Here is a 25,304-nt window from a genome sequence, read left to right as displayed (position 1 = left end):
ACGAAAAAAGGCCCGAACTGCGTTCGAGCCTTTCGTCACGTGATCGTTGACTGTCAGGATCAGCTCAACCCGTCAAGCAGTGCTTGTGCGTCCGCTTGCTGATTATCGTTGCCTTCCTGAATCACCTCTTCGAGAATGCCGCGCGCCCCGTCAGGATCGCCCATATCCAGATAGGCTCGCGCCAGATCCAGCTTCGTGCCCACCTCATTCACCGCCAAGTCGGCGTTCTCCGGTAGCGCGAGGTTAGAAGTAGCGACACGCATCGTAGTGTTGTCACCCGAATCGTCAACGGTCTCACCGACATCCAAATCCATCGCACGCATCTCCTGCGTTCGACCCTCCGGACTCGGGAAAACGTCTTCGGAAAAATCATCCATGGCGGGCATTGCCTGCGTGCCGTCATTGTCATCGCCAAACACACCGTGGAAGGTTTCGGCGTCGGCGTCGCCGGCGCTCTGCTCCCCTTCAACCTCGAGTTCCACATCACCATCAAGCAGAATAGTCTCATCGATTACGGGCATGGCCGTGGTGTCTTGCGATGGATCGCCAAATGGTTCCGATAAGTCGAGACCTTCGTCCGATACCAGTGTTGATGCGATGACCGTTTCTTCATCCGAGTCGGCCTCGACCGGGGTCTCAAACGCGTCCGGTGACAACCCTTCTTGCAGCACCGTCTCATCGTCATCGTCATCATCGGCGTCGCCGAATCCAAAATCGACGCTGCCGGACGTTGCAGCCAGCTCTTCACCGATCTCGAGTTCATCACTGGCCAGTGAACGAATTTCTGCCGAGAACGATCCCGTCGCTTCAAATGGCGCGTCCTCATCGCTGAGGGCTTCAACACCGCGAGCCGTTTCGTCATTGTCCATCAGTCCAGACGTATCCGCTTTGAGTAACTCCTCCATCTCCACTTTGAGTTCGGAAGTGTCGAGTAATTTATCGTGGGTTTGTTCTTCGCCAATCATGTTGGCGTCGATCATTGAACTGGGCGCATCGTCTTCGTCGCCAAGACCATCAAACAATTCGTCAAAGTCTTCGTCGTTCTCCGCTTCCTGCTCATTGGCGCGCACATCATGTACCGCGAATTCGCCAGACGTGCCTTCACTGACCGACGTCACGTCCCCGAAATCGAGGTCGATGCCCAACTCATCCAGATCCATTTCTTCGGTGTCTTCTCCGACTGTCTCGGCCAGTTTTTCTTCGATTTGCGCGCGCACACGCTCTTGAGTTTCGGTAGGCGAATCGTCGCTGATGCCTTCTTCATCAAAACTAAAATCAAGCGCGTTTGAATCGGCACCGGCCGCAGTCGGGGCATCGTCTGCCGCCACGAGGGCCTCGCCGAGATCCAGATCAACCGCGTCTTCGGGCTGCTCGGCGAACACGTCTTCGCCGCCAAAATCGTCGGTTTCAAAATCGATGCCAGCCACGTCGGTGGACGCCGTCATGAGCTGCAAATCGACATCGTCCGCCATGGCGTCGCCGCTTGCTTCACCCGCAAACAATTCCTCACCTGGGCAAATTTGCTTACCCATGATCATGATTTTTTCCCATTCACCAGCGTGCGCAGAAAGCATGTCTTTCGCTGCGGCGGCGTGTGATTGGAACTCGTCTTTATTGCCCCACACAAAGAAGATCTCAAGCAACTTCATCTTGAGATCGACGCGCTCAGGCTCCTGCTCGGCGGCCTTACCCACCAACTCGGCAGCCTGGTCATACAGACCATACGCCATGTGAAAATCGGCTTCCGACAAGGCATCGGTCTGATCGAGCTTAACGCCCGTTTCGCCTGCAAGCGTGTCCTCAAACGGCGCTGCGTCATCGGCGGAGAGCGCGGGCACCTGACCGGTGTCGCTGCTGTCAAAGTCGATCGGCTTGAAGGTACCCGTGTCTTCGAAGTACTCCACCTCACGCGCGCTGATGTTTGCGGTGTCCTTGGCCATGGTCTGCTGCGCTATCTTGTCGAGCGACGCGTCCAGGTCAAGGTTGGCATCGTCATCGTCCGCTTCAATCGCATCCCAAGGTTCGACCGTCTCTTCGCCGCGATTACGGAACATCACATAAAGCGTGCCGAGAATACCCAGCAAAGCCAGTGGAATCAGGAACAGCCAGTTGGTCAAGACGCCCATGATTGATGACATGAGCGATGGCTCGTCCGACGGCGTGTCGACCACAACAGGCGGCTTGGCAGCCGGTTTCGGTTCGTCAAGCAGACGCGTCGGATCGGACACCGCTGCCGTCGTTTCGTCGACCTCATCCGTCGCCGGCCCGGCATCGACGGAAGACTCGGCGTCATCGGGTGCGTCAACCGCGGCCACCGGTTCGGCGCCCGCGCTGTCGCTCACTGCATCTGTCGAGGTGCTGTCGGCAGTCTGGCCGAGTGATTGTTGCAGTTCCGCCAGCTCAGAGTTCTTTAGACTGATCATGCGCTGGGCGTCGGCCAGCTCATCGCGCACGCTGTCCAGCTCATCGGAGAGGCGAGCGTTCTCAGCCTGCTCTTCATTGAGTAACTCGCGCGTTGCGTCGAGTGCGTCAGATCCGCTTCCCGCCCCGGCTTCGCTGCCCTCCGGTGCGACCAGCTTGAGTCGGGTATTACGGGTGCCGCTATCGGACGACGAGGCCGCTACTCGGTTTCCACCGCCCGAAACACGACCGCTTTGCCAGTCCGCATTGTGAGCCACAACAACGCTGTTGGCATCGCTACGCAGCAAGTTTCGAACAGAAGCGGCGTCGGGAATTTGCAGTGTTGAGCCTTCCTTAAGCAAGTTGATATTGCCCAAAAAGGCCTGCGGGTTGGCTCGATAAATCGCCACCATCATTTGATTGATCGTCACGCCGTCCAGCTGAACGCTTTTGGAAATGTTCCACAAATTTTGATTGCGCTGCACCGGCCCATAGGTTTGGCCTGTGATCGCCGGCTGACGATAAACGGGCGCCGGTGCCGGCAAAGGAGACGGAGCAGGTGCGCTCGTGATGCGACCACCGTTGGACGGCAGTGACGTCACGCTTTGTGCCGTGTTCACCGGCGCTGCAACGGATTCCTCGCTAAACACCGGCGGGTCGAGTAGCACGGTGTATTCGCGCAGCAGCCGCCCGCTGTCCCACGTCGCTTCAAGTAAGAAGGTGACAAACGGTTCGGCGATCGGTCGCGTGGAGGTGACGGCCAATACCGGCTGCCCCGCCGCGTTGTTGGTCACTCGAAAACGCAGCGAATTCAAAAAGACCGGGCGGTCCAGGCCGTAACGGGCGAAGGTGTCATTGAGCGCGACACGGGCTTCAAACCCACGAAGCTCATCGCGCGAGGCCACGTTGATTGGAATTTCGGCTACGAGTGGCTGGTTAAGTGCCGAATCGAGCTGGATTTCACCGAGTCCAAGTGCCAGCGCGCTGGCGTGAGCTGATAATCCTAATCCAACGAGCAAAATCTTACGTAACATACGGATGCCTTAGTCCTACTTTCGTTATGCCGGGTTCACCCCATGTGGGCCCACCATTGGCCGCACAGATCCAGCCGGAACCTCAAGCGTCTTATTAGTAAAATCGCCTAACTATAGCTTACAAGTGATGTTTTACCAATATTTCGGCAATTTGAACGGTGTTCAATGCCGCACCTTTTCTTACGTTGTCGGCCACGACCCAAAAATTGAGGCTGCGAGGCCTCGAAATATCGCGTCGAATCCGACCCACAAACACAGGATCGGTGTCGGCACCCTCGAGTGCAGGTGTTGGATAGCCACCGAATTCGTGACTGTCCATCACGCTCACGCCGGGCGCTTCCGAGAGCAGCGACGTGGCCTCTTCGACCGATAAATCCCTTTCTGTTTCAATAGTTACCGCTTCCGAGTGACCGAAGAATACGGGTATCCGTACGGCCGTCGGGTTTACCAGAATATCGGGGTCATGCAGGATTTTCTGTGACTCCCATACCATTTTCATTTCTTCCCGGGTGTAGCCATTATCCTGAAAACGGTCGATATGTGGCCACGCATTAAAGGCAATCCGTGGCTCATCCGGTGCCAAATCCAGTGGTTTTCCATTTAACAATAACGCGGTCTGGCGGGCCAGCATCTCCGTGCCGGATTTGCCCGCGCCTGAGACCGATTGATACGTGGCGACCTGAATGTGCTTCACACGCGCCGCGTCGTGAAGCGGTTTAATCGCCACCAACATCTGCATGGTTGAGCAATTGGGATTAGCAATGATGCCGCGCGACTTATACAGACCAATGTCCTCGGGATTGACCTCAGTGATCACCAGGGGGATGTCGTCGTCATTGCGAAAGTGCGAGGTGTTGTCGACGACCACACAACCCGCTTCCGCGGCTTTCGGTGCGAATTCGGCGGAAATTGACCCGCCCGCCGAGAACAATCCGACCTCGGCCGTCGAAAAATCGAATTCGGCCAAATCCTGGACGCGCACACTCTTGCCATTGAAGCGAAGGGTCTTGCCCGCCGAACGCGCACTCGCCAGCGGATATAAATTACCCACCGGAAACTGACGCTGCTCGAGAATGTTCAGTAAGGTCTCACCCACCAGACCCGTGGCGCCTACTACGGCGACGTCAAAAGTTCGGGACACGATTTACCTCAGTACTCGTTTGTATTAATCGGATTCAATGCAATCTTATGTTGTCGCGTTGCTCGCGGCTAGATAGGCGACAGCGACGTGGTGACATCCGCATTTTGCGCACGATGTCGAAGGTAGTGATCCATCAGCACAATCGCCAGCATCGCCTCATTGATCGGTGTGGCACGCAAACCCACACAGGGATCGTGGCGACCATGCGTCACCACTTCAACCGGCTCACCATTGATGTCGACGGTATCGCAGGCGAGTCGCAAGCTCGACGTGGGTTTGTACGCTGTGCTAACCACAATATCTTGACCCGAGCTAATGCCGCCCAGTGTGCCGCCGGCGTGATTGCTGCGGAATCCATCCGGCGTGATTTCATCACGATGCTCGGTGCCTTTTTGCTCTACCGACGCAAAACCGGCGCCGATCTCAACGCCTTTGACCGCATTGATGCTCATCATGGCGTGCGCGATATCGGCGTCCAGCTTGTCGAAAATCGGCTCACCCAATCCCACCGGTACACCGGACGCAATCACATCCAGTCGGGCTCCCACCGAGTCGCCGGATTTACGAACGCTGTCCATGTAGCGCTCGCACTCATCTATTCGAGAAGGGTCGGGACAAAAAAACGGATTGTCGTAGGCGCTGGCCGCGTCGACCACATCAAATCGCAACTCACCAAGCTGCCGCACGTAACCGTAAATGTGCACACCCAGCTTGTCGGAGAGGTACTTTTTCGCAATACCACCCGCCGCCACACGCATGACGGTTTCGCGCGCCGACGACCGACCACCACCGCGATAATCGCGAAAGCCGTACTTCATGTGGTAGGTGTAATCCGCATGCCCAGGTCGAAACTGATCTTTGATTTTCGTGTAGTCTTTTGGTCGCTGATCCATGTTGTCGACGAGCAACCCGATCGGCGCGCCCGTTGTTCGCCCTTCAAACACGCCCGACAAAATACGCACCTGATCTGGCTCGCGACGCTGACTTGTGTGCCGACTTTGGCCCGTCCGACGCCGCTCGATATCGTCCATCAAATCCGCTTCAGTCAGCTCCAGTCCGGGGGGGCAGCCATCGACAGTCATCCCCACCGCCGCACCGTGGCTTTCACCGAACCCACTGACACTAAATAGTTTTCCAAACGTACTGCCTGACACGTGCTTATCCTGTCGTTGAGTTGCGGTCGTGCGCCATAGGACGCGTCATGATCGGGGCGGGAGTTGAGTCAGATCATCAGCCGACAGCACAAACACACCGTCACCGCCCTGCTCGAACTCAACCCAATTCAATGCCAAATAATGCATGGCCTCTGCCGCCGCGTCGCGGCTCTCACCGACCTCGACCACTAACACCCCGTCATCCGTCAGCCTGTCGGCGGCACCGTAAACAATATCCAGCACCAGCGCTAAACCATTCTCGTCAGCTCTCAGTGCCTGAGCCGGCTCATGTTGATACTCGCGTGGCAGCTGCGCCATCGACGAATCCGGCACATACGGCGGATTGCTCACAATTAAATCGAAACGCTGATCGCGCAACGATTCAAACAGATCCGAGTGTAGCACTGTCACCTGATGTTCGAGCCCGTGACGCGCCACGTTCTCCGTGGCGACCTCAAGCGCATCTCGATCGATATCACTGGCCACAATCGTCGCATCAGGAAAGGCGTAGGCACACGCGATCGCGATGCAGCCACTGCCGGTGCACAAATCCAGCACGCTGCGCGGCTCCGGCCAAGGCAGCCAAGGCTCAAAACCATGTTGAATCAGCTCCGCGATCGGCGAGCGCGGAATCAGTACCCGCTCGTCCACCGCAAACCGCAAACCGGCGAACCACGCCTCACCCGTCAGATACGGTACCGGCACACGTTCGAGCAGTCGACGCTCAAACAGGTCGAAGATACGGCGACGCTCGGTGGGCGTGAGTCGCGTTGCGTTAAAATAGTCGGGCACCGCGTGATCCAATGCGAGCGCGGCAAACACCAGCGCTCGCGCCTCGTCGGCCGGATTGTCGGTACCATGTCCGAAAAACACCTCGCGCGCCCCAAACTGGCTGGACCCCCAACGCACCCAGTCGCCCACCGTGTGAAGGTGTTCGAGCGCCTCTCGATCAAGTTGAGCGTCTTCGCCCATCGCCAGCTCCTCGCGGGTCTTCTCATTCGCCATCAGGACGGGGATAATAACTGACCTCGACCATCAATGTTATGCCGTCTGCGCCCCGGCTTTGGGCCGCTGCCAATCGCACTTTCTGTCCCGATTACGCTCGATATGAATCTGTTGACCAACAAGACACTGCTCGCCTTAGTGAGCCTGCTCGCCATTGGCGGCGGCGCGTGGCTCGCGCATTGGCAGCAACAGCCACGATACGTCGTGCAAAACGCCACCGTACTCGATTTTCCGCGCGCGCTTCCGACGCTGGATCTGATCGACCATCGCAACGAGCCATTTGATAACGCGCGTCTTGAACGAGCCTGGACCGTGCTGTTTTTCGGATTCACGCATTGCCCCGATGTGTGTCCGACGACAATGAGCGTGTTGGCCAAAGCACGCGAGCGCATGCGTACGCTCGATCCAGACCGCACCTTTGAAGTGATCATGATCAGTGTCGATCCCGAACGCGATCGACCCGAGGTGCTCGAACAGTACGTGCCGTTCTTTGATCCCGACTTTCTGGGCGTCACCGGCACAACCGCGCAAATTCAGTCTCTCGCCGCCGATATGGGCGTCGCTTACCGCCGAGTACCGACCGGCGAGCAGGCGTACACAGTCGATCACACATCGGCACTCTTTGTGATTAATCCCGAAGGCGCCCTGCAGGCCATTTCGTCATCCCCCCATGTACCGGATGTGCTCGCCAATGATCTGCTGGCCATCGCCGAACGATAACCGTCAGGAATAGGTTCACCATGTTTAAACACTATTGTGTTGGCGTCGCGCTCACCTTGCTGATCGCCTGCTCCGGGCCCTCAGACACGCCACTTGTTATTGACGAGGGCTGGGTTCGGGCAACACCCCCGAGTTCGGGGATGACCGCCGCTTATGGTCGTTTGATCAACACGAGCGGCGAAACACTGAGATTCAGTCGCTTCAGCAGCCCGCAGTTTGGCGACGTGTCGTTGCACATTACCGAAGAGGTGGATGGGCGCGCCACGATGCGCGAGGTGGACGCCACGTTAAAGGCCGGTGACACATTGACATTGGAACCCGGTGGCTATCATCTGATGCTGATGCAGCGACTGGCTCCAACGCCAGAGGGCTCTGACGTCGAAATGACGTTTTATCTCGATTCCGGTGAACGCATTACGCAAACCTTCCCTGTGGAGCGTCGTTGAGGCCAATATGAAACCGTTCTTTCCGTTCATTCAGCCGTACCTCCCGCAGCATCTGATCTCGCGTGCCGTTGGGCTGGCGGCCAACAGTCGTTGGCGCCCATTGAAAAACCTGTTGATCCAGCGAGTGATGCGCCACTACTCAATTGAGCTCGACGATTATGAGATCGATAATCCAGAGTCGTTCGAAAGCTTCAATGCGTTTTTTACCCGTGCGCTCAAACCCGACGCCCGCCCCATTGATGAGCGTGCACACGGCTTCGCGTGCCCAGTCGATGGCGCGATTAGCCAGCTTGGCGCGATCAACGATGATGTGATGTTACAAGCGAAAGGCAAATACTATTCCGCTGCCGCGCTGATTGGCGACGAGACGCGTGCCGAGCGTTACCGCACAGGCCAATTTGCGACGTTGTATTTAGCGCCTAACAACTACCATCGTATTCACATGCCCATCGCCGGCACGCTACGCGCGATGACCTATGTGCCTGGGCGTCTGTTTAGCGTCAACGCACAAACGGCCGAACACATCGATCGTGTGTTCGCGCGTAACGAACGCGTAATTGCGCACTTTGATTCGCCGCACGGTCCGTATGCGATGGTGTTGGTGGGCGCGCTCAATGTCGGCAGTATTGAAACCGTGCACCATGGCGTGGTGGCACCTAGCGCGCTCAATCGCATTACGCACTGGGACTATCCGAAAGAAACGCGGCACTCGTTCGACAAAGGGGATGAATTCGGTCGATTTAATCTGGGCTCCACCGTCATTTTGCTCGCCGCCCCCGGCATGCTCGAATGGCACCCCGCGCTGCATGCCGGTAACGCCGTGCGCATGGGCATGCCGCTCGCCGATTTGCTGGAATCAACGCACTAACGCGTTACCCACCTGTTTGCCCAACGACGGTGCTCCGCTAGCGCCTAAGCCACTAGCTGCGCGCGCCGGCCGAGTCGCTCGATGCCACCAGCACATCGACGATACGAGACAGTCCCGCCTCATCGTGCTGACTAAAACGCGCATAGATTGGGCTGTCGATATCCAACACGCCGAGCAGCGTATCGCCTCGCACGATCGGCAGCACAATTTCTGAGTTCGATGCGCTGTCGCACGCAATATGTCCGTCAAACTCGTGGACGTTGTCGACCCGCTGTATTTGTCGCGATTGTGCGGCGGTCCCGCATACGCCTTTGCCCATGCCGATGCGTGTGCAGGCCGGCAATCCCTGAAACGGCCCGACGATCAGTTCGTCGCCATCCATCAGGTAGACACCCGCCCAATTCACATCCTCGAGCGTCATGAACAGCAGCGCACACAGATTCGCGCAATTCGCCACAAAATGACGTTCGCCATCGAACAGCGCGGTCGCCTGTTGCAGGAGCACGTCGTATTGTTGTGCCGTTTCACTCATCGTCCAGTTCCTTCGTGTCGTTCAAGCGCCATGTCGAGACACATCGCCGAGATTGAAATCGCTATGGTTTTTGCCCATTCAGTCACACACCATCGCGGCGGCGAGCGGTTTGAGTCTGCGCAGAGGATCCATGCCGCCCTTTTCAACTCAGATGTGATGCCAGCCAAAGGTCAGCACCTCATCGATCGTGGTGCAGTCGTCCAACAGCATAAGCAGTCGGTCAATGCCCAGCGCCACGCCGGCACACGGCGGCAGTGTATCGAGACTCGTCAAAAAACGCTCGTCGATCGGTAGCGCCGATTGGCCGCGCTTGACGCGGAGCGCATTGTCGTTGTCAAACCTGGCCCGCTGCTCGACTGCGCAAGTGAGTTCTTCAAACCCATTAGCGAGCTCCAAACCGCGCACGAACACCTCAAAGCGTAGCGCGGTGTCTGGCGCCATCGCGTCCAGCTTCGCGAGCGCCGCTTGGCTCGCCGGATAATGCGTGATCACAACGGTTCGATCGGTAAGCGTCGGCTGCACGCGTGTCGCAAACAGAAAGTCTAACCATTGATCCCGATCGAGTTCACCGACCGGCCCATCCACTTGCCGAGCCACATCGCTCAGCTCCTGCGTAGACAGACTGGTCACCGAGAAACCCAGGACACGCTCAAAGGCATCGAAATAGCGCAGCTGCTCAACCGGCGCTTGTTCCGACACACAGTCAACTCGGCGGAGCAGCTCGATCACTTCGTCGATGAGTTGCTGCATGGAATAACCCAACCGATACCATTCCAGCAGCGTAAACTCGGGGTTGTGTCGGTTTCCACACTCCGCCTGTCGGAAGACAGGGCCCATTTCAAACAGATCCGGCGCGCCCTGGCTTAACAACCGTTTGTGCGCGAACTCGGGGGACGTCCGCAAATAGCGCGTACCCCATGGCGACTGCGAAGCGAAACTCTCGATTTGCGGATCGGTTACGGCCGCGGCGCTGAGCACGGGCGTGACCACCTCCAGCACGCCGTTAGCGGCCATAAACTCACGGATTCGCGTCGCTAATCGTGCGCGCCGAAGCAGGCGATTTTTCATATCCAGAGCGCGGCCACCTCGCGGTGCCACCAGGCCAGACTAGTCTTTGACTCGAGACACGTACTCGGCTGAACGCGTATCCACTTTGATGACTTCGCCCTCTTCGACAAACAGTGGCACTCGCACCACCGCGCCCGTTTCAAGCGTAGCGGGTTTCACACCGCCCTGTGCTGTGTCCCCTTTGAGCCCGGGGTCGGTTTGCGTGATGGTCAGTTCGACAAAGTTCGGTGGCGCCACCAGCAGGGGGGAATTGTTCCAAAGGGTGACCACACAAAGATCTTCTTCTTTGAGCCATTTGGCCGCATCGCCGATCGCCGTTTGGTCAGCGGCGTGCTGCTCAAACGTGTTGGGCTCCATGAAATGGTAGAACTCACCGTCGGTGTACAGATACTGCATCTCGGTTTCCATGACGTCGGCCGCCTCCACCGATTCGCCGGATTTAAAGGTCTTGTCCACCACACGTCCCGTTTTGAGATTACGAATTTTGACGCGATTGAACGCCTGGCCTTTGCCAGGTTTCACAAACTCATTCTCAACGATGGTGCAGGGATCGCCATCCTGGATAATCTTGAGTCCGGATTTGAATTCGTTCGTACTAAACGTGGCCATGGTGTTTGCTCGGGTGATGCCTAGAAGGAGCGGACATGATACATGCAACGCAGACGCTGCGACACCAGCGTATCTCCGGGTAATCCCGCGCGCCAAGTTTCGTCTGTAAGGCTATGACATAAAGTATGAAATTGGGACTGACAATAGGTACACTGGGCGCCCCAAACAGAGGTTAGACCGTGGCCGACCATCAAGCCGATCCGATCATCGTAGTCAGTAGCCGCCCGGACGACGCCGAGGCCATCAAACAAGCATTGCGAAATGCCGGGTCCATGGCACAGTGTCACAGCATGACCGACACCAAAGAGCTGGTGATCGCCATGGAAGAACTGGCACCGGTCTTGCTGTTTATCTTTTCCAATGATCTGGCCGCCGACCGCTTTACGCAGTCTATGCAGGCCCGCTCCGAGCACCAACCCGACTTACCCGTTGTCGTTGTTCAGCCGCGCGTCACCGAGGAGAGCATTGCAGCCGCAATGGAATGCGGGGCGAGCGACCTGGTGTCGCTGAGCAATCCGTTGCGTCTACAATCCGTAGCGCTGCGCGAAATCGAACGCTGTCGACAGGCGCGAGAATTGCGGGAGATGCAAGAGTCAGCCGAAGCGCTCGAGCGTCAACTCGAGTCGCTCGTCAAGGACTCGCCCGACGCCTTGCTGCATGTGCAGGAGGGCATCATTACCGACGCGAACCCCGCTTGGCTGGAACTGATGGGCTACACGGACGCGACGGACATGGTCGGTACACCCGCACTGGATGTATTTGACGACGCCGAGCACCTCACCGTAAAGGGCGCGCTCGCCGCCTGCGCACTCGGCAACTGGAACGGTCACACACTCGATCTGAAAATGCGTGATGCGCACGGCGAACGTGTGGCAACAAACATCAATCTTGAGCGTGGTGTATTTGACGATGAACCGTGCGTTCGTATCCACGTCGAAATCGATCAGTCCAAAGCGCCCGAGACGCCGCAGCAGATTGTAAGCGGCAGTGAACATCATCCGCTCACCGGGTTTTATCGCCGCCAGCGTTTTTTGACCGAAATCGAGGAGCGTCTCGCGCAGCCGTCCAAAGGAGGACTGCGGGTGTTGGCGTATCTGAAGCCGGACAATATTCACAAGGTGCGTGAACAAATTGGTCCGATCTCGAGCGATGACTTGCTATTGGAATTCGCCAAAATTATTCAAGAACATGCCCGCAAGGATGACCTCTACGGACAGTTCGGCGGCGATCTATTTATGGTGCTTATGCCGCGCGGAACCATGCGCGACGCGATCGCGTGGGCCGAGAATCTCAATGCCGCCGTCAATGCCCGTCTCTTTGAGGTGGGCGACAAATCGATTTCGGTAAGCTGCACCGTGGGTCTGGCCAAACATGACCGATCGACCGAGGACGTTGCGGATCTTGTTTTGAGCGCGCAGAAGGCCTACCAGGCCGGCGTCAAAGCCGGTGGCAACAGGGTCAATGCGCCTAAGGAAGAGTCAGAGGACAAAAGCGGGGATACCGCTCAAGTGCAGCAGATCAAAGCCGCCTTGATGCGCAATAATTTTCGTCTTGTGTATCAGCCTGTGGCGAGCCTCAACGACCAAACCGAGCATATTTTCGACGCGCTCGTGCGTATGTTGGATGAGGATGGCCGGGAGATCATGCCCAACGTATTTTTGCCCGTGGCCTCACGGCACGGTCTGATGAAAAACGTCGATCGCTGGGTCATTGCCTCGGCCATCCATTTTCTTAAGCAACAAAACACCTGCCGCATCTTCGTCAGACTGTCGGTCGAATCTCTGCTGGATGACACCCTGTTCGAATGGATCAAACAGCAAGTCCAAGGCGCTGGTATCGACCCCTCGTCCTTGATCTTCGAGGTCACCGAGGCGGACGCCGAAAATAACATCAAGCCGATCAAGGCACTCGCGACCAACCTCTCTCAGATCCAATGTTGCTTTGCAGTAGAGCATTTCGGACTCGGTAGCCAACCCATGCAGCTACTTGAGCATCTGCCCATCCATTTCATCAAAATTGACGGCTCGCTCATGGAAGGCATCACAACCGACAAGAATTTACAGCGAAAAGTGAAGGATTTTGTTGAGGGAGCAATTTCGAAAAATGTGAGCACCGTCGCGGAGCGTGTCGAGGATGCGAATACTATGGCTGTACTATGGCAAATAGGCCTGCAGTACATCCAAGGCTTCTATGTCCAGGGACCCGAAGAGATTGTGATCGAGTAACCAAACGACTCACAATTTCGGCCAAGTGTCTGAATATAATAAAATTTCAGCATGCTCCTGGACCTAGTTAAGTGCTGCGGTCCGCACGTTTTAAAATTACGGAGCATGGACATGCACCCGACAACCAAGGTCGAGTCTCACAATAAAACGCAAGATTTACGGGGAGTTACCCGTCTTGTGCGCCTGCAGAAAGGCTGGCAGGGAGCGCTGCGTTCGGCCGCCTGGACGCTCGCTTTTGGCTCGATACTGGTGTTTTCGCAAAGCTACGCGCTGTCGATTGATGAGATTCGTGTCAATAGCGCGCTGGGCGAGCCGCTTGACGCCGTCGTACAGATCAACGCGGCGCCAGGTGAAACGCTCGCCGCCTCGTGCATCCGCACCGGTGCGGAGGTCGGTTCCGCCATGCCGGCCATCCGTGGCGTACGGTTGTCGTTGAGCCGCCAGATTTCGCCGGGCACGCTGCGCCTGACGACATCGCGCCCGATTAACGAACCGATGAGCGAATTGGTGGTGCACGTCGAGTGCCCAGGCGCACCAGCGGTCAAACGCAGCTTCCTAATTATGCTCGACCCGCGCAATGTGATTGAATCACGCGCCACACCCGCGGTCATTGACACCGCGACAACCGTGCCTGCCGTGGCGCCGGTCATCCGCTCTGAAAACGCGCGTGTGTCCGTTCGCAGTCGGCAAGTCGTGGTGTACCGTGGCGAAAACATTCGCCCCGGCGAACGTTATGTGGTCGTAAACGGGGATGCACTGTCCACCATCGCCGCGCGCATTGAAGGACGCGAGTACGGCACGGTGTGGAGTTGGTCAGCCACGATCGAGGCGGCCAATCCTCATGCGTTCATCAACGGTAATCCGAACGAACTCATCGCTGGTAGCGAACTGTATATCCCCGAGCGCCTCGCGCCAGGTACTGCCGGACTGACCGTGCCGGCGTCGCCGGTGCCGAGCGACTCGTCTGCGGCAACGTCAGACGACGCGACCCCCTCAACGCGCTATGCCGAGCGCTTATCTCAATATGATGAAACCCGCTCGACGCCATCCGACGAAGGCAGCTCAAACTCGCCCAAGTCAGACTCTGTAATGGACACACCACTAGAACCGCTAGCGTTCGACACATCCTCTGCGCCCATCCAGAGCGGGGCGACCGGCAATATTGGTGCGATCAAGCCAGTGATGGTTATGGCGACGTCGTTTTCGAGTGTCTCGCGCGAACGCATTCTGTTGCGCAAAGTGGGCCGCGTCGAACAAGCGCCCGCCAATCTTCCGAGTTTCGTGGACGACGATCGTCGTGCGCAAGTTGCCAATACCGACGTGCCCGAACCGGCACCAGAGCCTGAAGAACGTCAGGTTCCCGCCGCCGCCAATGAATCCGCTGTGGTGGTTGCGAGCAGCGAACGTCGCTTTTCGATCTTGGGCGTAGCCGGTGGCCTATTGATGCTGCTCAGCGCGTTTTTCGCCGGGTGGTGGCTGTCCCGACGACGAGCCGACGCCACCATGGCGGACGAAATTGAGGCTCGCCTGAATCATGAGCGGTATCGCGCCCGCGTGCGCACCAACCGTCAGGCCGCGATCCGCGAATCGATCAGCGGACCCACGATTCACGTATCCGAGGCGCCGCAAGACGAGACCGTCGATGAAGTTGAACCCGCCGCCGAAGTGACCAACCCAACTCCGGCTGCACCGGTCATTAAAATCACTGAAGAAGACATCGATGAAGTCATCGGGTCGGTGGTTAAGGAAGAAGAGCGCAACACGCTCGTCCAAGAAACCTACCCTACCGATCAGTTCCTCATCAGCGACGGACCGCTTATCGATCCTGACGCTCTGGGCCTCGACACGACGAGCGAGCACGAACTGGCTGATATCGATCTGGAGCTGCTGGAGCGCGACTACGCTGCTCAAACCGAAACCAATACCAATCTCGAAGACATTGCCAATGCCGGTCGCGGTGCACCGCCGGTCGAGGGTTTAGTGGCGAAAGACGGTGAACCCATCGGCCAGGAGACCATCGAATTTACCGCTCAGTCTGACTCCAAAGTCGACTTTGACATCGGCAGTAGCGACGTAGACGAAGACACGAGCCCAACCGAACCCTTGGGCCTGGACCTTGAGGAAGCCGGTGCGACGATCGACGCACATCTTCAAAAACTGCGCGAAGAAGACAAAGAGCGTGAGCATTCTGATTTTGACCCCGAGGCCACCACCGCCCTGAAAGACGCGGCCGCACTGGAGGCAGAGCTCGATGAGCTAATTATCGAGAACCTGGTGGATAACGAAGAGCTCACCCATACCTCGCAGTTGGATGGGGAAGAGTTCTATCACCTCGAAGCGTCCAGCATCATGAATGTTGGGGAGCTCAACTTCGAAAAAGACGCCGACGACGAAACCAATATCCTGCGCTTTCGACAACGCAATATCCGCACTGGAACCGACGATAACTCCGGCGAAGAGTAAGTTCGGTAACACGACAAAACGGTGAGACACTGTGTCGCGCTGGGGGCCATCTTCGCGCGACGCCAGATTACCGCGCGCTTATACGCTTAACCACACCGAAGAGATCGAGCAGAGGCCGCCACGCGCGCGTCGCGGTAGGCGCATAAACCGCTACGCACTCACTCTTTTACGAGCACACTCAAACGCGTCACTTTGCGATAGTTTTTAGACAACAACGCGCCACGACGCCCCCGTTGACCCATGTACTTCTCCTGATCGGCGGGCTTCAACGACATGACCCGTTCGCCACAGTGCACGCGCAGCACGTCTTCACCGACAAGAATAACCATGCTCACCATGAACTCTTCACCGGCCGCCACACGTTTTGGCGGGATCGATAAAATTTTATTCCCTTTACCGCGCGCCAACGCCGGTAATTCGTCGAGTGGGAAAATCAACAACCGCCCCTCGTTACTTACCGCCGCCAACCAGCACTCCTCGCCTTCTTCCACCGCGCAAGCCGGCACCACAGTCGCGCCTTTTGGCACCGTCAGTACCGACTTACCCGCACGATTGCGCGAGTAAAAATCGTCGAGTCGTCCAACAAAGCCGTAACCGGCGCTGCTTGCTAGCACATAACGTTGCGTGGCATCGCCTGTCATCACGGACCGAAATTGAGCACCATCAGCCGGCTTGAATCGCCCGGCCAGTGGCTCACCCTGACCGCGCGCCGAGGGCAAAGTGTGCGCCATGGACGAATAGGCTTTACCGCGACTATCCAAAAACACCGCGTTTTGATTGCTCTTGCCTTGAGCGGCGGCCAAGAAGCGATCGCCCGATTTGTACGACAATTGCGCTGCATCCACTTCGTGACCTTTGGCCGCACGAGCAAAGCCGCGCTCACTGAGCACGACGGTAACCGGTTCGCTCGGCACCAGCTGAGTCTCGTCGATCGCTTTGGCAACGGGCCGATCAACAATTTGCGTTCGTCGTTCGTCACCGTATTTCTCGGCGTCCGCTGTGAGTTCCTCGCGAATGAGCTTGCGCAGTTTGGCTTTGCTATTGAGTGTGGCGGATAGCGACTTTTGTTCCTTGGCGAGCTCTTTTTGTTCGCTCTTGATCTTCATTTCTTCAAGTCGCGCCAGATGCCGCAACTTGAGCTCAAGAATTGCCTCGGCCTGACGGTCGCTGAGCGAAAATCGCTTCATGAGCACCGGCTTAGGCTCGTCGTTTTCGCGAATAATCGCGATGACCTCATCGATATTTAAAAACGCGATGAGCAAACCTTCCAGTTGATGTAAGCGTTGTTCCACTTTATCCAGACGGAACTGCAGGCGCCGGGTAACAGTATCTGTGCGGAACTTGAGCCAGGCGGTGAGCAGCGATTTGAGGTCCATCACGCGAGGCTTACCGTCCAGCCCGATCACGTTGAAGTTGACGCGCGCGGTTTTCTCAAGATCCGTCGTCGCAAAAAGGTGCGACATCAGATCGTCTTTGTTGACACGATTAGAACGCGGAATAATCACAATGCGAATCGCGCTCTCGTGATCGGATTCGTCGCGCAAATCGTCCACCATCGGCAGCTTCTTCGCTCTCATTTGCGCAGCGATCTGCTCTTGGATTTTCCCTGGTGACACTTGATAGGGCAGCTCTTCGATTACGATATTGCCATCTTCGATTTTGTAAGTACCACGCATACGCACAGTACCGGTACCGGTAGCGTACAGCTCCAGTAGCTCCTCGGCGGTATTAACGATTTCGCCGCCGCTTGGATAATCCGGAGCGAGTACCAGCTTACTCAACGCTTCGACCGGCGTGCGTGGCGCATCAAGCAGCTTGATGCACGCGCTGACGACTTCACGCATATTGTGAGGCGCAATGTCTGTCGACATGCCTACGGCGATACCCGTCGCACCATTGAGCAATACGTTTGGTAATCGGGCCGGTAACAACAGCGGCTCTTTCAGCGTACCGTCAAAGTTGGGCTGCCAGTCCGTCGTGCCTTGCCCCAGTTCGCTGAGCAGCGTGGCCGCATAGGGCGTGAGCTTTGATTCGGTATAACGCATAGCGGCAAACGATTTGGGATCGTCTGGTGACCCCCAGTTCCCCTGCCCATCAACGATCGGATAGCGGTAGGAGAATGGCTGGGCCATATGCACCATGGCCTCGTAGCAGGCCGAATCACCATGCGGGTGAAACTTACCAATCACGTCGCCCACGGTACGCGCCGATTTTTTGTGTTTGGAGCTCGCTGACAGCCCCAGTTCGCTCATTGCATAAACGATGCGCCGCTGTACCGGCTTCAGTCCATCGCACACATGCGGTAATGCGCGATCGAGCACAACGTACATGGAGTAGTCCAAATACGCCTGTTCGGTGAACTCCTTGATCGGGCGGTTCTCGAGCGCCTGAAAATCGAATTCCTGGTTTTTCATGTCAGCAGCCTGAAAGGATTAAAAGATGTCGGCAAGGTCGCCTTTTTTCTGCAGCCATTTCTTCCTGTCGGCCGCCCGTTTTTTAGACAGCAGCATGTCGAAAGTTTTGTCCGCGCCGTCACGGGAGTCGAGCGTGAGTCTTACTAAACGTCGGGTATCGGCATGCATCGCGGTTTCGCGCAGTTGTTTTGGATTCATCTCGCCGAGGCCTTTAAAGCGCGTTACCGACACTTTACCCTTCATTTTTTCCTGCTCAACACGCGCCAAAATGTGCTCGCGTTCGGCATCGTCGAGGGCATAGAAAACTTGCTTACCCACATCGACGCGAAACAGCGGGGGCATCGCAACAAAGATGTGCCCGTTTTCAACGAGCGGTCTGAAATGCCTCAGAAACAGCGCACACAATAAGGCGGCAATATGCAGCCCATCCGAATCAGCATCGGCGAGAATGCAGATTTTGTGGTAGCGCAGGCCACTCATATCGGTCGATCCTGGCTCAACGCCAATCGCCACGCTGATGTCATGAACTTCCTGCGAACCGAGTACCTGGTTGGGCGACACTTCCCACGTATTCAGAATCTTTCCGCGCAGCGGCATGATCGCTTGTGTTTCACGGTCACGGGCCTGCTTGGCGGAGCCGCCAGCCGAATCGCCTTCCACCAAAAACAGCTCCGATAACTCAGGCGCCTGACTCGTGCAGTCGGCGAGCTTGCCAGGTAGCGCCGGTCCGGTCGTAACTTTTTTGCGCACAACTTTCTTGCTGGCTTGGATGCGTCGCTGCGCCTTGGTAATGACCATCGTCGCCAACGCGTCGCCGGTTTCGACGTGTTGATTGAGCCAAGTAGCGAAATCGTCTTTGATCACGTTGGCGACAAACGGGGCTACCTCTCGCGACGAAAGTCGGTCTTTGGTTTGCCCGGTAAATTGCGGCTCTCGAACTTTCACCGACAACACAAAGCTCAGCCGATCCCATACGTCTTCGGGCGAAATGCGCACACCCCGTGGTACCAACGAACGCAGTTCAGCGTAATCGCGAATGGCTTCGGTGAGGCCGGTCCGCATGCCGTTGACGTGCGTGCCACCCTGATTGGTGGGGATGAGATTCACGTAACTCTCCATCACGGCATCGCCCTGATCTTCCAGCCAACAAAGCACCCACTCGGCCTGTTCACCCTCTTTACTGACATCGCCAGAATACAGATCGACGGGCACGCGCTTTTTGGTGTCGAGCGCCTTATCCAGGTAATCGTCGAGACCGTGCGCATACTTCCACGTCTCGGCATCACCGCTTTTTTCATCCTTGAATGACACTTCCAGCCCTGGACACAGCACCGCTTTGGCCCGCAACAGGTGCTTAAGTCGGGCTACCGAAAACTTGGCCGAATCGAAATACTTGGGATCGGGCCAAAAGCGCAAAGTGGTGCCGGTGTTGCGCTGCCCAACCTTACCCACAACCTCAAGCGGCGACGCCTTATTGCCATTTTTAAACGCCATGTTGTGTTCTTTGCCTGAACGCCTGACCCAGACTTCCAGGTGTTTGGATAGCGCATTGACTACCGACACCCCCACGCCATGTAGGCCGCCAGAGTATTGGTAGTTATCCCCTGTAAATTTACCGCCCGCGTGCAGACGCGTGAGAATCAACTCAACGCCCGGTATTTTCATTTTAGGGTGCTTATCGACCGGCATGCCGCGACCGTTATCCGCCACTTCGAGTCCGCCGTCTTTGAGCAGCGTCACCGCAATCTTATTGCAGTGGCCTTCGAGCGCCTCATCAACGCTGTTATCGATCACTTCCTGTGCGAGGTGGTTGGGCCGGGCGGTGTCGGTGTACATGCCCGGGCGGTGGCGCACGGGGTCAAGGCCTTGTAGGACCTCAATCTTAGACGCGTCGTAGGTTTTTGCCATGAGCTCTTATGGTCAAAGAAATACCGCCGGAAGTGTAGCGAACTCACTGGCGATTTACGAGGCACTAAACGACGCCAAATGGGTCACACTCTTGCCGGGTACAGTCAATGCTAAGACACTGTTTTCCGCTGCCATCGGACCGTGGGTGGCGTCTTGGCCGCGTCGGGGCTATGGGCCCGCTCACGGCGCCACATTGACCCCCGTTTCGCGGGTGTGTACTTTAGTCGCCCACCGACCCGGAGTTGCATGCGTGGCCACCAAAAAAACCAGCAAAAAACCCGATTTTGAACAATCGCTTAAGAAGTTAGAGAGCATTGTCGAGCAATTGGAAAGCGGCGATTTGTCGCTGGAAAAAGCGGTGAAACAGTGGGAAGAAGGCATGAAACTTCGGGATTCATGCGAAAAAATACTGGCCAAAACCCAGGCCAAAGTGGATGTGCTGCTCAATGAAAGCGGCGACACCCGACCCTTCGATTCTGATTGATACGAAAACACGATGAGTGCCCATTCGAACGATATTGAGGACGTGCAAAACCGCGCGGACTCTCGCAACGTGCCGATCAACAAAGTCGGTATCAAAGACATTGAGTACCCGGTTCGTGTCGCTGACCGCAGCGGTGATCAGACAACGACCGCACGCTTCAACATGTACGTGTCGCTGCCGCCCGACGTCAAAGGCACACACATGTCGCGATTTATTGAGCTGCTGGAACAACACGGCACCGTATCGGCCGATTCGTTTGGCGAACTGCTGCACGCCATGCGCGAGCGCCTCAACGCGCCACGTGGATTCATCGAGGCGCGCTTTTCTTATTTTGTGAAAAAAACCGCACCCGCATCCGGCGTCGAAAGTCTAATGAACTACCGTGTCACACTGTCTGGCGAATGCGACGAAGACAACACCGATATCACATTGGAAGTGCAAGTGCCGGTCACCAGCCTCTGCCCCTGTTCCAAAGACATTTCCGAATACGGCGCGCACAATCAGCGCACGCATTTAACCATCGCCGCCCGCACCAACGCGCCTGTGTGGCTTGAGGAACTCATCGACGTAGCCGAGCGTCAAGCGTCCAGTGAAGTGTACGGCGTGCTCAAACGCCCGGACGAGAAATTCGTCACCGAGAGAGCCTACGACAACCCCAAGTTCGTTGAAGACCTCGTACGAGACGTCGCCGTTGAACTACAAAACGACTCACGCATTACGGCTTACCGCATCGAAGCAGAGAATTTCGAGTCTATTCACAACCATTCCGCCTACGCGCTGATTCAGAGTGACTAGCGATAACGCCTAACGGCATCGCCCGAGCGGGCGTCATCACCGACACGAGTGCTTGATGGGGTGAAACAGGCTCAACCGGAGACGACCGGCTGAACGTGATTTAGTTTGTGGCGGACGCCGCTTCTTTAGCCAACGCCGCGCGCTCCCGCTCAAGCCGCGTTTGAGTCGCTTCCTGCTGGGCCGCACGTTGCAATCGTTCGATCAGCGCACGCAAAAACGTCTTCGTAAAATGCAGCTGGCAGGCCGTCGACACCTGCTCAAGCAACGTTGAGCTGACTCTCAAAAGCGTTACTTTGTTGTGCGCACTGATCGTCGCCGTTCGACGTGCCGCCGTCACGTAACTGGTTTCACCAAAGCAATCGCCTTTGTGCAGCGAACCGACCACGTTGCCGGCTTGCTTCACATCCACCTGGCCGTCAACGATGATGTAAAAGCGGTCGTCGAGCTCTCCCTCTCGCACGATTTCCTGGCTTCGACCATAGGTACGCCAATCGCTGGCGCGCAGTACTTCCCATATTTCAGCGTGTGAGAAATCATGGAAGAACGACAGTTGACGAAGCTGCTCAAACCGCTCTTGCTTGTCAATGTGGTCTTCGTCGTCCTTCAGCTCTTGAAACGCCCGGGTCAGTGCCGCGGCAAATTCCTTGCCACTTTGAAAACGTTTGGCCGGGTCTTTGTACATCGCTTTTGCCACGATCTCCTCAAGAATCTCCGGAATCTCAGGGCGAATCGTGTGCATAGGTTGCGCACTGGCGTAGACAATCTGGTGAAGCAACTTCGTCAGATTCGAGGCCCGGAAGGGCCGCACACCCGTAAGCAGCTCGTACATCACTGCGCCGAGTGAATAGACGTCAGACACCTGCGTGATCTCGGCAGACTGCACTTGCTCGGGTGACATGTAGCTGGGAGACCCGGCGATACCGCGAATCTGTGAATGCTCAGCGTTTTTCACAATGGCAATACCAAAGTCGATAATGCGCACATCACTGTTGGTGGTGAGCATGATATTGCTGGGCTTAATGTCTCGGTGCACGACGCCGCGGTTGGCCGAATAGTGAAGCGCCTTGGCGCATTTAAAAATGATCTGTACCACATCATTGATGCGCAGAAGATTATCCGGTTTGCAATAGGCGGAGAGCGTACGCGCGCCATGGATATGCTCCATAACCACGTAGTAGTTGCCGTTCTCTTCACCGGCGTCGTAAATCGGGAGAATGTTGGGGTGCTGCAACATGCCAACGATATTGGCTTCGTTGAAAAACATTTTGCGCGACACAGCGGCGTCTTCTTCGCTTTGCGCGGTATTGTTGTACACCTTGATGGCGACATCACGACCGTAGAACGGATCGTGTGACAGATAGACATTTCCGGTGCTTCCACGACCCACTTCTTTGATGATCATGTACTTGCCAATTTTGTCTAACATAGCGCTCTCGGTGTGCAGGTTTACATCAGGGGTAACCCCCACGCGAGGGCCGCCAAACACAGCGCGGCAAAAGCAGCCGCGACAATGTCGTCAAGCATAATGCCGAGGCCGCCGTGGATACTGTGATCCAATTCGCGGATTGGCCACGGCTTGATGATGTCGAACACCCGGAAAAACCCGAAGCCTGCAACCAACCAAAAAGCGCCGTCTGGAACGAACGCAACGGCGATGACGTAGCCCACAATTTCGTCCCACACAATGCCGCCATGATCGTGTACACCCAGCTTTTTTGTGGCGTACCCGCAGATAAACACGCCGACAATTGACATAAGTAAAATGGCAGCCCATTCCGCCCAAAGTGGCAACTGGCTTAACATAAGTGCAAACGGAATGCCGACCACGGTACCGACCGTACCGGGCGCTTTAGGGGAAAGCCCTGAACCGAATCCGAAAGCCAGTAGCATCACCGGATCGGTCAATACATCGCGCGGCGACACGGCGCGGTCGGAGCCGCTCACCCTAGCGCTCCGCCTGAAAGTGCTCGTGTCCTTCGACATTCACAGCGTGCGGTTGACCGTTGAGCGTGAAACGAAGTCCTGGCGTGGCCACCACTTCACCCACGCGCTGACTGGGCACCAATGCGGACACACAGTGCTCTTCAAATTCGGACATGCGTTCAAGCGGTACAGCAATACACAACTCGTAATCGTCGCCGCCACTGATCGCTAGATATCGCGCCTCTTCGACAGAGAACTCGCTCTTCATCACAGTGGACAGCGGCAGTTCTTCTAAGGCTACCTCCGCCCCAACACCCGACGCGTTGAGCAGATGACCCAAATCTTGACCGAATCCATCGGAAATATCGATCGCCGCCGACGCCACACTACCCAGGCGTTTGCCCAACGCAACGCGCGCATTGGGATACAAAAAGCGGTCCATTAAAAAGCTGTGTCCTTTGCCACGCGTCATGGCGCGCAGTCCGGCCGCCGCGTCCCCGAGTGTGCCGGTAACATACAGCTGGTCGCCGGGTTTAGCGCCGGAGCGCAATACACAGCGTTCGCGCGCGACGTGACCGGTGACCTGCACCGTGACCACCAGCGGCCCGCTGACCGTATCCCCACCGACCAACGAGACCGAGTGTTGTTTGGCGCACTCAGCGAAACCCGCGGTGAAATCGGCCAACCAATCGCTATCAATGCTCGGCACGGACAAACTCAGGCTCGCCCAAGCCGGCTCGGCGCCCATGGCGGCAAGATCGCTCAAGTTGACTGCCAGACAACGATGACCAACAGAACGAGCCGGGGCATTACGAGGAAAGTGAATGGACTCTACGAGCGTGTCCATGACGCTCACGAGCTGTTTGCCCGTCGGTGGCTCAAGCAGCGCGCCGTCATCACCAACACCGATGAGGACATCGTCGCGCGCGACGCCTAAGTCGCTAAAAAAATCACGGATCAAATCGAATTCACCCATGCTGCCAACACCTCATCGTAGTAATCTAAATCCCAATGCCGCTGTTCTGATCGCTGCCTACACTGTGCGGTCTGACGAAAACGACTCGACAGGGCGTGTCTCGCACACGTTTACTGCGGCACGCGTATGGATCAAGTGCGCGAGTGCGAACACATCGCGTGTTCGAGCAACACCCACGCAACGATCATTGATCGCGTCGTTGCTAACGTTTTTCGACCGCGCGTAATTGGGCCGCCGCGCGATCGAGAATCGCATTGACATACTTATGACCGTCGGTTGCACCAAACCGCCGTGACAGCTCGATTGCTTCGTTGATCACCACTTTATACGGCACGTCGATATGATGTCGCAGCTCGGTCAGCGCCACCATCATGATCGCCATTTCAAGCGGATCAAGCGCACTTAATTCCCGATCGGCATGGGACGCAATGGCGTCGGAATTGGTTTCTACATCGTGCAACGCTTGCCGCAATAGCTCGTCAAAGTAGTCCGCATCGGCATCGGCATACTCTTTTTTTTCCGTGTACTGACGTTTTAGGTCGGTGACGCTCGACGGGTTAATGTGCCACTGGTAAAGCGCCTGCATTGCCAGACGACGCGCGCGGCTGCGGCGGCGAATCGCCGTCTGCTGTGCGTGGCGGGCACTCATCAGTCTTTGAGTTGATCCAGCATGTTGAGCATTTCAAGCGCGACTAGCGCCGCTTCGGCGCCCTTGTTGCCCGCTTTACCGCCCGCCCGCTCAACCGCTTGATCGACTGTGTCGGTTGTCAACACACCCATCACGGCGGGCTTGCCGGTATCGAGCTGCACTTTTTGAAGACCGTTAGCGCATTGCCCTGCCACATAGTCAAAATGCGGCGTCGCGCCGCGAATCACCGCACCAAGACACACCGCAGCAGCATATCGGTCATCGCTGAGTGCCGCTTTGGCGGCCAACGGAATTTCAAAAGCGCCTGGCACTTTGATTAAATCGATGTTGCTAATACTCATGCCGTGACGCAAGAACGCGTCTTTGGCGCCATCGACAAGCGCATTGACAATAACTTCGTTGAAGCGTCCCGCAATTATCACAATCGGTACGTCTCGTGCGACCAAATCTCCTTCAATCACTTTCACTGTGTTGTCCTCGCAGCGCCTCT

The 25,304-nt window shown here is 56.7% G+C and carries 21 protein-coding genes; 7 read left to right on the top strand and 14 right to left on the bottom strand.

Features of this window, described 5'->3' with window-relative positions:
* Positions 1-59: 59 nt before the first annotated feature.
* From AAF465_00970 to prmB, 4 genes are all read right to left on the bottom strand, one after another.
* Positions 60-3,434 carry a FimV/HubP family polar landmark protein gene (locus AAF465_00970; GenBank protein ID MEM7081298.1) on the bottom strand — a complete coding sequence of 1,125 codons (3,375 nt, stop codon included), beginning with the start codon at positions 3,432-3,434 and terminating at the stop codon, positions 60-62.
* Positions 3,435-3,552: 118 nt separating this feature from the next.
* Positions 3,553-4,578 carry an aspartate-semialdehyde dehydrogenase gene (locus tag AAF465_00965; protein ID MEM7081297.1) on the bottom strand — a complete coding sequence of 342 codons (1,026 nt, stop codon included), beginning with the start codon at positions 4,576-4,578 and terminating at the stop codon, positions 3,553-3,555.
* A gap of 65 nt (positions 4,579-4,643) precedes the next feature.
* Positions 4,644-5,729, bottom strand: a complete 1,086-nt coding sequence (gene aroC, locus AAF465_00960; protein ID MEM7081296.1) for a chorismate synthase — start codon at positions 5,727-5,729, stop codon at positions 4,644-4,646.
* 45 nt (positions 5,730-5,774) lie between these two features.
* Complete coding sequence (gene prmB / locus AAF465_00955; GenBank protein MEM7081295.1) at positions 5,775-6,701, bottom strand: 50S ribosomal protein L3 N(5)-glutamine methyltransferase; 927 nt, start codon at positions 6,699-6,701, stop codon at positions 5,775-5,777.
* 135 nt (positions 6,702-6,836) lie between these two features.
* Between prmB and AAF465_00950 the strand changes: the two genes are divergently transcribed.
* The 3 genes from AAF465_00950 to asd are packed head-to-tail and all read left to right on the top strand — an operon-like array spanning position 6,837 to position 8,768.
* Complete coding sequence (locus tag AAF465_00950) at positions 6,837-7,454, top strand: SCO family protein (protein MEM7081294.1); 618 nt, start codon at positions 6,837-6,839, stop codon at positions 7,452-7,454.
* Between the two features lie 20 nt (positions 7,455-7,474).
* On the top strand, positions 7,475-7,900 hold the full coding sequence (locus AAF465_00945; protein ID MEM7081293.1) for a copper chaperone PCu(A)C: 426 nt from the start codon (positions 7,475-7,477) through the stop codon (positions 7,898-7,900).
* 7 nt (positions 7,901-7,907) lie between these two features.
* Entirely contained in the window at positions 7,908-8,768 is an 861-nt protein-coding gene (gene asd, locus AAF465_00940; protein ID MEM7081292.1) for an archaetidylserine decarboxylase, read from the top strand.
* 52 nt (positions 8,769-8,820) lie between these two features.
* Here the strand turns inward: asd and AAF465_00935 are convergent, their stop codons facing one another.
* The 3 genes from AAF465_00935 to efp all read right to left on the bottom strand — a co-directional run bounded on the left by AAF465_00935 (position 8,821) and on the right by efp (position 10,977).
* Positions 8,821-9,300, bottom strand: a complete 480-nt coding sequence (locus AAF465_00935) for a GAF domain-containing protein (GenBank protein MEM7081291.1) — start codon at positions 9,298-9,300, stop codon at positions 8,821-8,823.
* A 147-nt stretch (positions 9,301-9,447) separates the two neighbouring features.
* Positions 9,448-10,368 carry an EF-P lysine aminoacylase EpmA gene (epmA, locus tag AAF465_00930; protein ID MEM7081290.1) on the bottom strand — a complete coding sequence of 307 codons (921 nt, stop codon included), beginning with the start codon at positions 10,366-10,368 and terminating at the stop codon, positions 9,448-9,450.
* A gap of 39 nt (positions 10,369-10,407) precedes the next feature.
* The gene (gene efp / locus AAF465_00925; GenBank protein MEM7081289.1) at positions 10,408-10,977 is read right to left on the bottom strand and encodes an elongation factor P; all 570 of its coding nucleotides are present in this window, start codon (positions 10,975-10,977) and stop codon (positions 10,408-10,410) included.
* A gap of 179 nt (positions 10,978-11,156) precedes the next feature.
* Here efp and AAF465_00920 point away from each other — a divergent pair, with 179 nt between their 5' ends.
* Both AAF465_00920 and AAF465_00915 read left to right on the top strand, forming a co-directional pair.
* Positions 11,157-13,202: an EAL domain-containing protein gene (locus tag AAF465_00920; GenBank protein MEM7081288.1), complete on the top strand. Its 2,046-nt coding sequence runs from the start codon at positions 11,157-11,159 to the stop codon at positions 13,200-13,202.
* Between the two features lie 111 nt (positions 13,203-13,313).
* Positions 13,314-15,665, top strand: coding sequence for a hypothetical protein (locus AAF465_00915; GenBank protein MEM7081287.1), 2,352 nt, complete (start codon positions 13,314-13,316; stop codon positions 15,663-15,665).
* A gap of 158 nt (positions 15,666-15,823) precedes the next feature.
* Here the strand turns inward: AAF465_00915 and parC are convergent, their stop codons facing one another.
* Both parC and parE read right to left on the bottom strand, forming a co-directional pair.
* Positions 15,824-18,079, bottom strand: coding sequence for a DNA topoisomerase IV subunit A (gene parC, locus AAF465_00910; protein ID MEM7081286.1), 2,256 nt, complete (start codon positions 18,077-18,079; stop codon positions 15,824-15,826).
* A gap of 18 nt (positions 18,080-18,097) precedes the next feature.
* Positions 18,098-19,987 (bottom strand): DNA topoisomerase IV subunit B, encoded by a 1,890-nt coding sequence (parE, locus tag AAF465_00905; GenBank protein MEM7081285.1) that lies wholly within the window; start codon positions 19,985-19,987, stop codon positions 18,098-18,100.
* Between the two features lie 250 nt (positions 19,988-20,237).
* On the opposite strand from parE, the gene AAF465_00900 reads away from it, so the two are divergent.
* Positions 20,238-20,471: an exodeoxyribonuclease VII small subunit gene (locus AAF465_00900; protein MEM7081284.1), complete on the top strand. Its 234-nt coding sequence runs from the start codon at positions 20,238-20,240 to the stop codon at positions 20,469-20,471.
* 12 nt (positions 20,472-20,483) lie between these two features.
* Positions 20,484-21,266 carry a GTP cyclohydrolase FolE2 gene (gene folE2 / locus AAF465_00895; protein MEM7081283.1) on the top strand — a complete coding sequence of 261 codons (783 nt, stop codon included), beginning with the start codon at positions 20,484-20,486 and terminating at the stop codon, positions 21,264-21,266.
* Between the two features lie 100 nt (positions 21,267-21,366).
* On the opposite strand, the gene AAF465_00890 is transcribed toward folE2, so the two are convergent.
* The 5 genes from AAF465_00890 to ribH form a co-directional block, all read right to left on the bottom strand.
* Entirely contained in the window at positions 21,367-22,692 is a 1,326-nt protein-coding gene (locus tag AAF465_00890) for a serine/threonine-protein kinase (protein ID MEM7081282.1), read from the bottom strand.
* A gap of 20 nt (positions 22,693-22,712) precedes the next feature.
* Complete coding sequence (locus AAF465_00885) at positions 22,713-23,171, bottom strand: phosphatidylglycerophosphatase A (protein ID MEM7081281.1); 459 nt, start codon at positions 23,169-23,171, stop codon at positions 22,713-22,715.
* A gap of 40 nt (positions 23,172-23,211) precedes the next feature.
* Positions 23,212-24,165 carry a thiamine-phosphate kinase gene (gene thiL, locus AAF465_00880; protein ID MEM7081280.1) on the bottom strand — a complete coding sequence of 318 codons (954 nt, stop codon included), beginning with the start codon at positions 24,163-24,165 and terminating at the stop codon, positions 23,212-23,214.
* Between the two features lie 202 nt (positions 24,166-24,367).
* Positions 24,368-24,814, bottom strand: coding sequence for a transcription antitermination factor NusB (gene nusB, locus AAF465_00875; GenBank protein ID MEM7081279.1), 447 nt, complete (start codon positions 24,812-24,814; stop codon positions 24,368-24,370).
* A complete protein-coding gene (gene ribH, locus AAF465_00870; GenBank protein MEM7081278.1) occupies positions 24,814-25,281 on the bottom strand; it encodes a 6,7-dimethyl-8-ribityllumazine synthase in 468 nt (155 codons plus the stop codon). Before ribH ends, nusB begins: the two co-directional genes overlap by 1 nt.
* Positions 25,282-25,304 lie beyond the last annotated feature (23 nt).

The organism is Pseudomonadota bacterium, from assembly GCA_039028935.1.
GTDB lineage: Bacteria > Pseudomonadota > Gammaproteobacteria > Steroidobacterales > SZUA-146 > SZUA-146.
Note: the sequence above shows the minus strand (reverse complement) of the source record. Positions and strands in the feature narration are given on the sequence as shown.

Excerpts from the sequence above, each read along its gene's own strand:
- AAF465_00915 (MEM7081287.1), top strand. The coding sequence starts at position 13,314 with ATGCACCCGACAACCAAGGTCGAGTCTCACAATAAAACGCAAGATTTA.
- folE2 (MEM7081283.1), top strand. The coding sequence starts at position 20,484 with ATGAGTGCCCATTCGAACGATATTGAGGACGTGCAAAACCGCGCGGAC.
- efp (MEM7081289.1), bottom strand. The coding sequence starts at position 10,977 with ATGGCCACGTTTAGTACGAACGAATTCAAATCCGGACTCAAGATTATC.
- asd (MEM7081292.1), top strand. The coding sequence starts at position 7,908 with ATGAAACCGTTCTTTCCGTTCATTCAGCCGTACCTCCCGCAGCATCTG.
- AAF465_00950 (MEM7081294.1), top strand. The coding sequence starts at position 6,837 with ATGAATCTGTTGACCAACAAGACACTGCTCGCCTTAGTGAGCCTGCTC.
- epmA (MEM7081290.1), bottom strand. The coding sequence starts at position 10,368 with ATGAAAAATCGCCTGCTTCGGCGCGCACGATTAGCGACGCGAATCCGT.
- thiL (MEM7081280.1), bottom strand. The coding sequence starts at position 24,165 with ATGGGTGAATTCGATTTGATCCGTGATTTTTTTAGCGACTTAGGCGTC.
- AAF465_00890 (MEM7081282.1), bottom strand. The coding sequence starts at position 22,692 with ATGTTAGACAAAATTGGCAAGTACATGATCATCAAAGAAGTGGGTCGT.
- parE (MEM7081285.1), bottom strand. The coding sequence starts at position 19,987 with ATGGCAAAAACCTACGACGCGTCTAAGATTGAGGTCCTACAAGGCCTT.
- AAF465_00970 (MEM7081298.1), bottom strand. The coding sequence starts at position 3,434 with ATGTTACGTAAGATTTTGCTCGTTGGATTAGGATTATCAGCTCACGCC.
- AAF465_00945 (MEM7081293.1), top strand. The coding sequence starts at position 7,475 with ATGTTTAAACACTATTGTGTTGGCGTCGCGCTCACCTTGCTGATCGCC.
- AAF465_00935 (MEM7081291.1), bottom strand. The coding sequence starts at position 9,300 with ATGAGTGAAACGGCACAACAATACGACGTGCTCCTGCAACAGGCGACC.
- parC (MEM7081286.1), bottom strand. The coding sequence starts at position 18,079 with ATGAAAAACCAGGAATTCGATTTTCAGGCGCTCGAGAACCGCCCGATC.
- nusB (MEM7081279.1), bottom strand. The coding sequence starts at position 24,814 with ATGAGTGCCCGCCACGCACAGCAGACGGCGATTCGCCGCCGCAGCCGC.
- prmB (MEM7081295.1), bottom strand. The coding sequence starts at position 6,701 with ATGGGCGAAGACGCTCAACTTGATCGAGAGGCGCTCGAACACCTTCAC.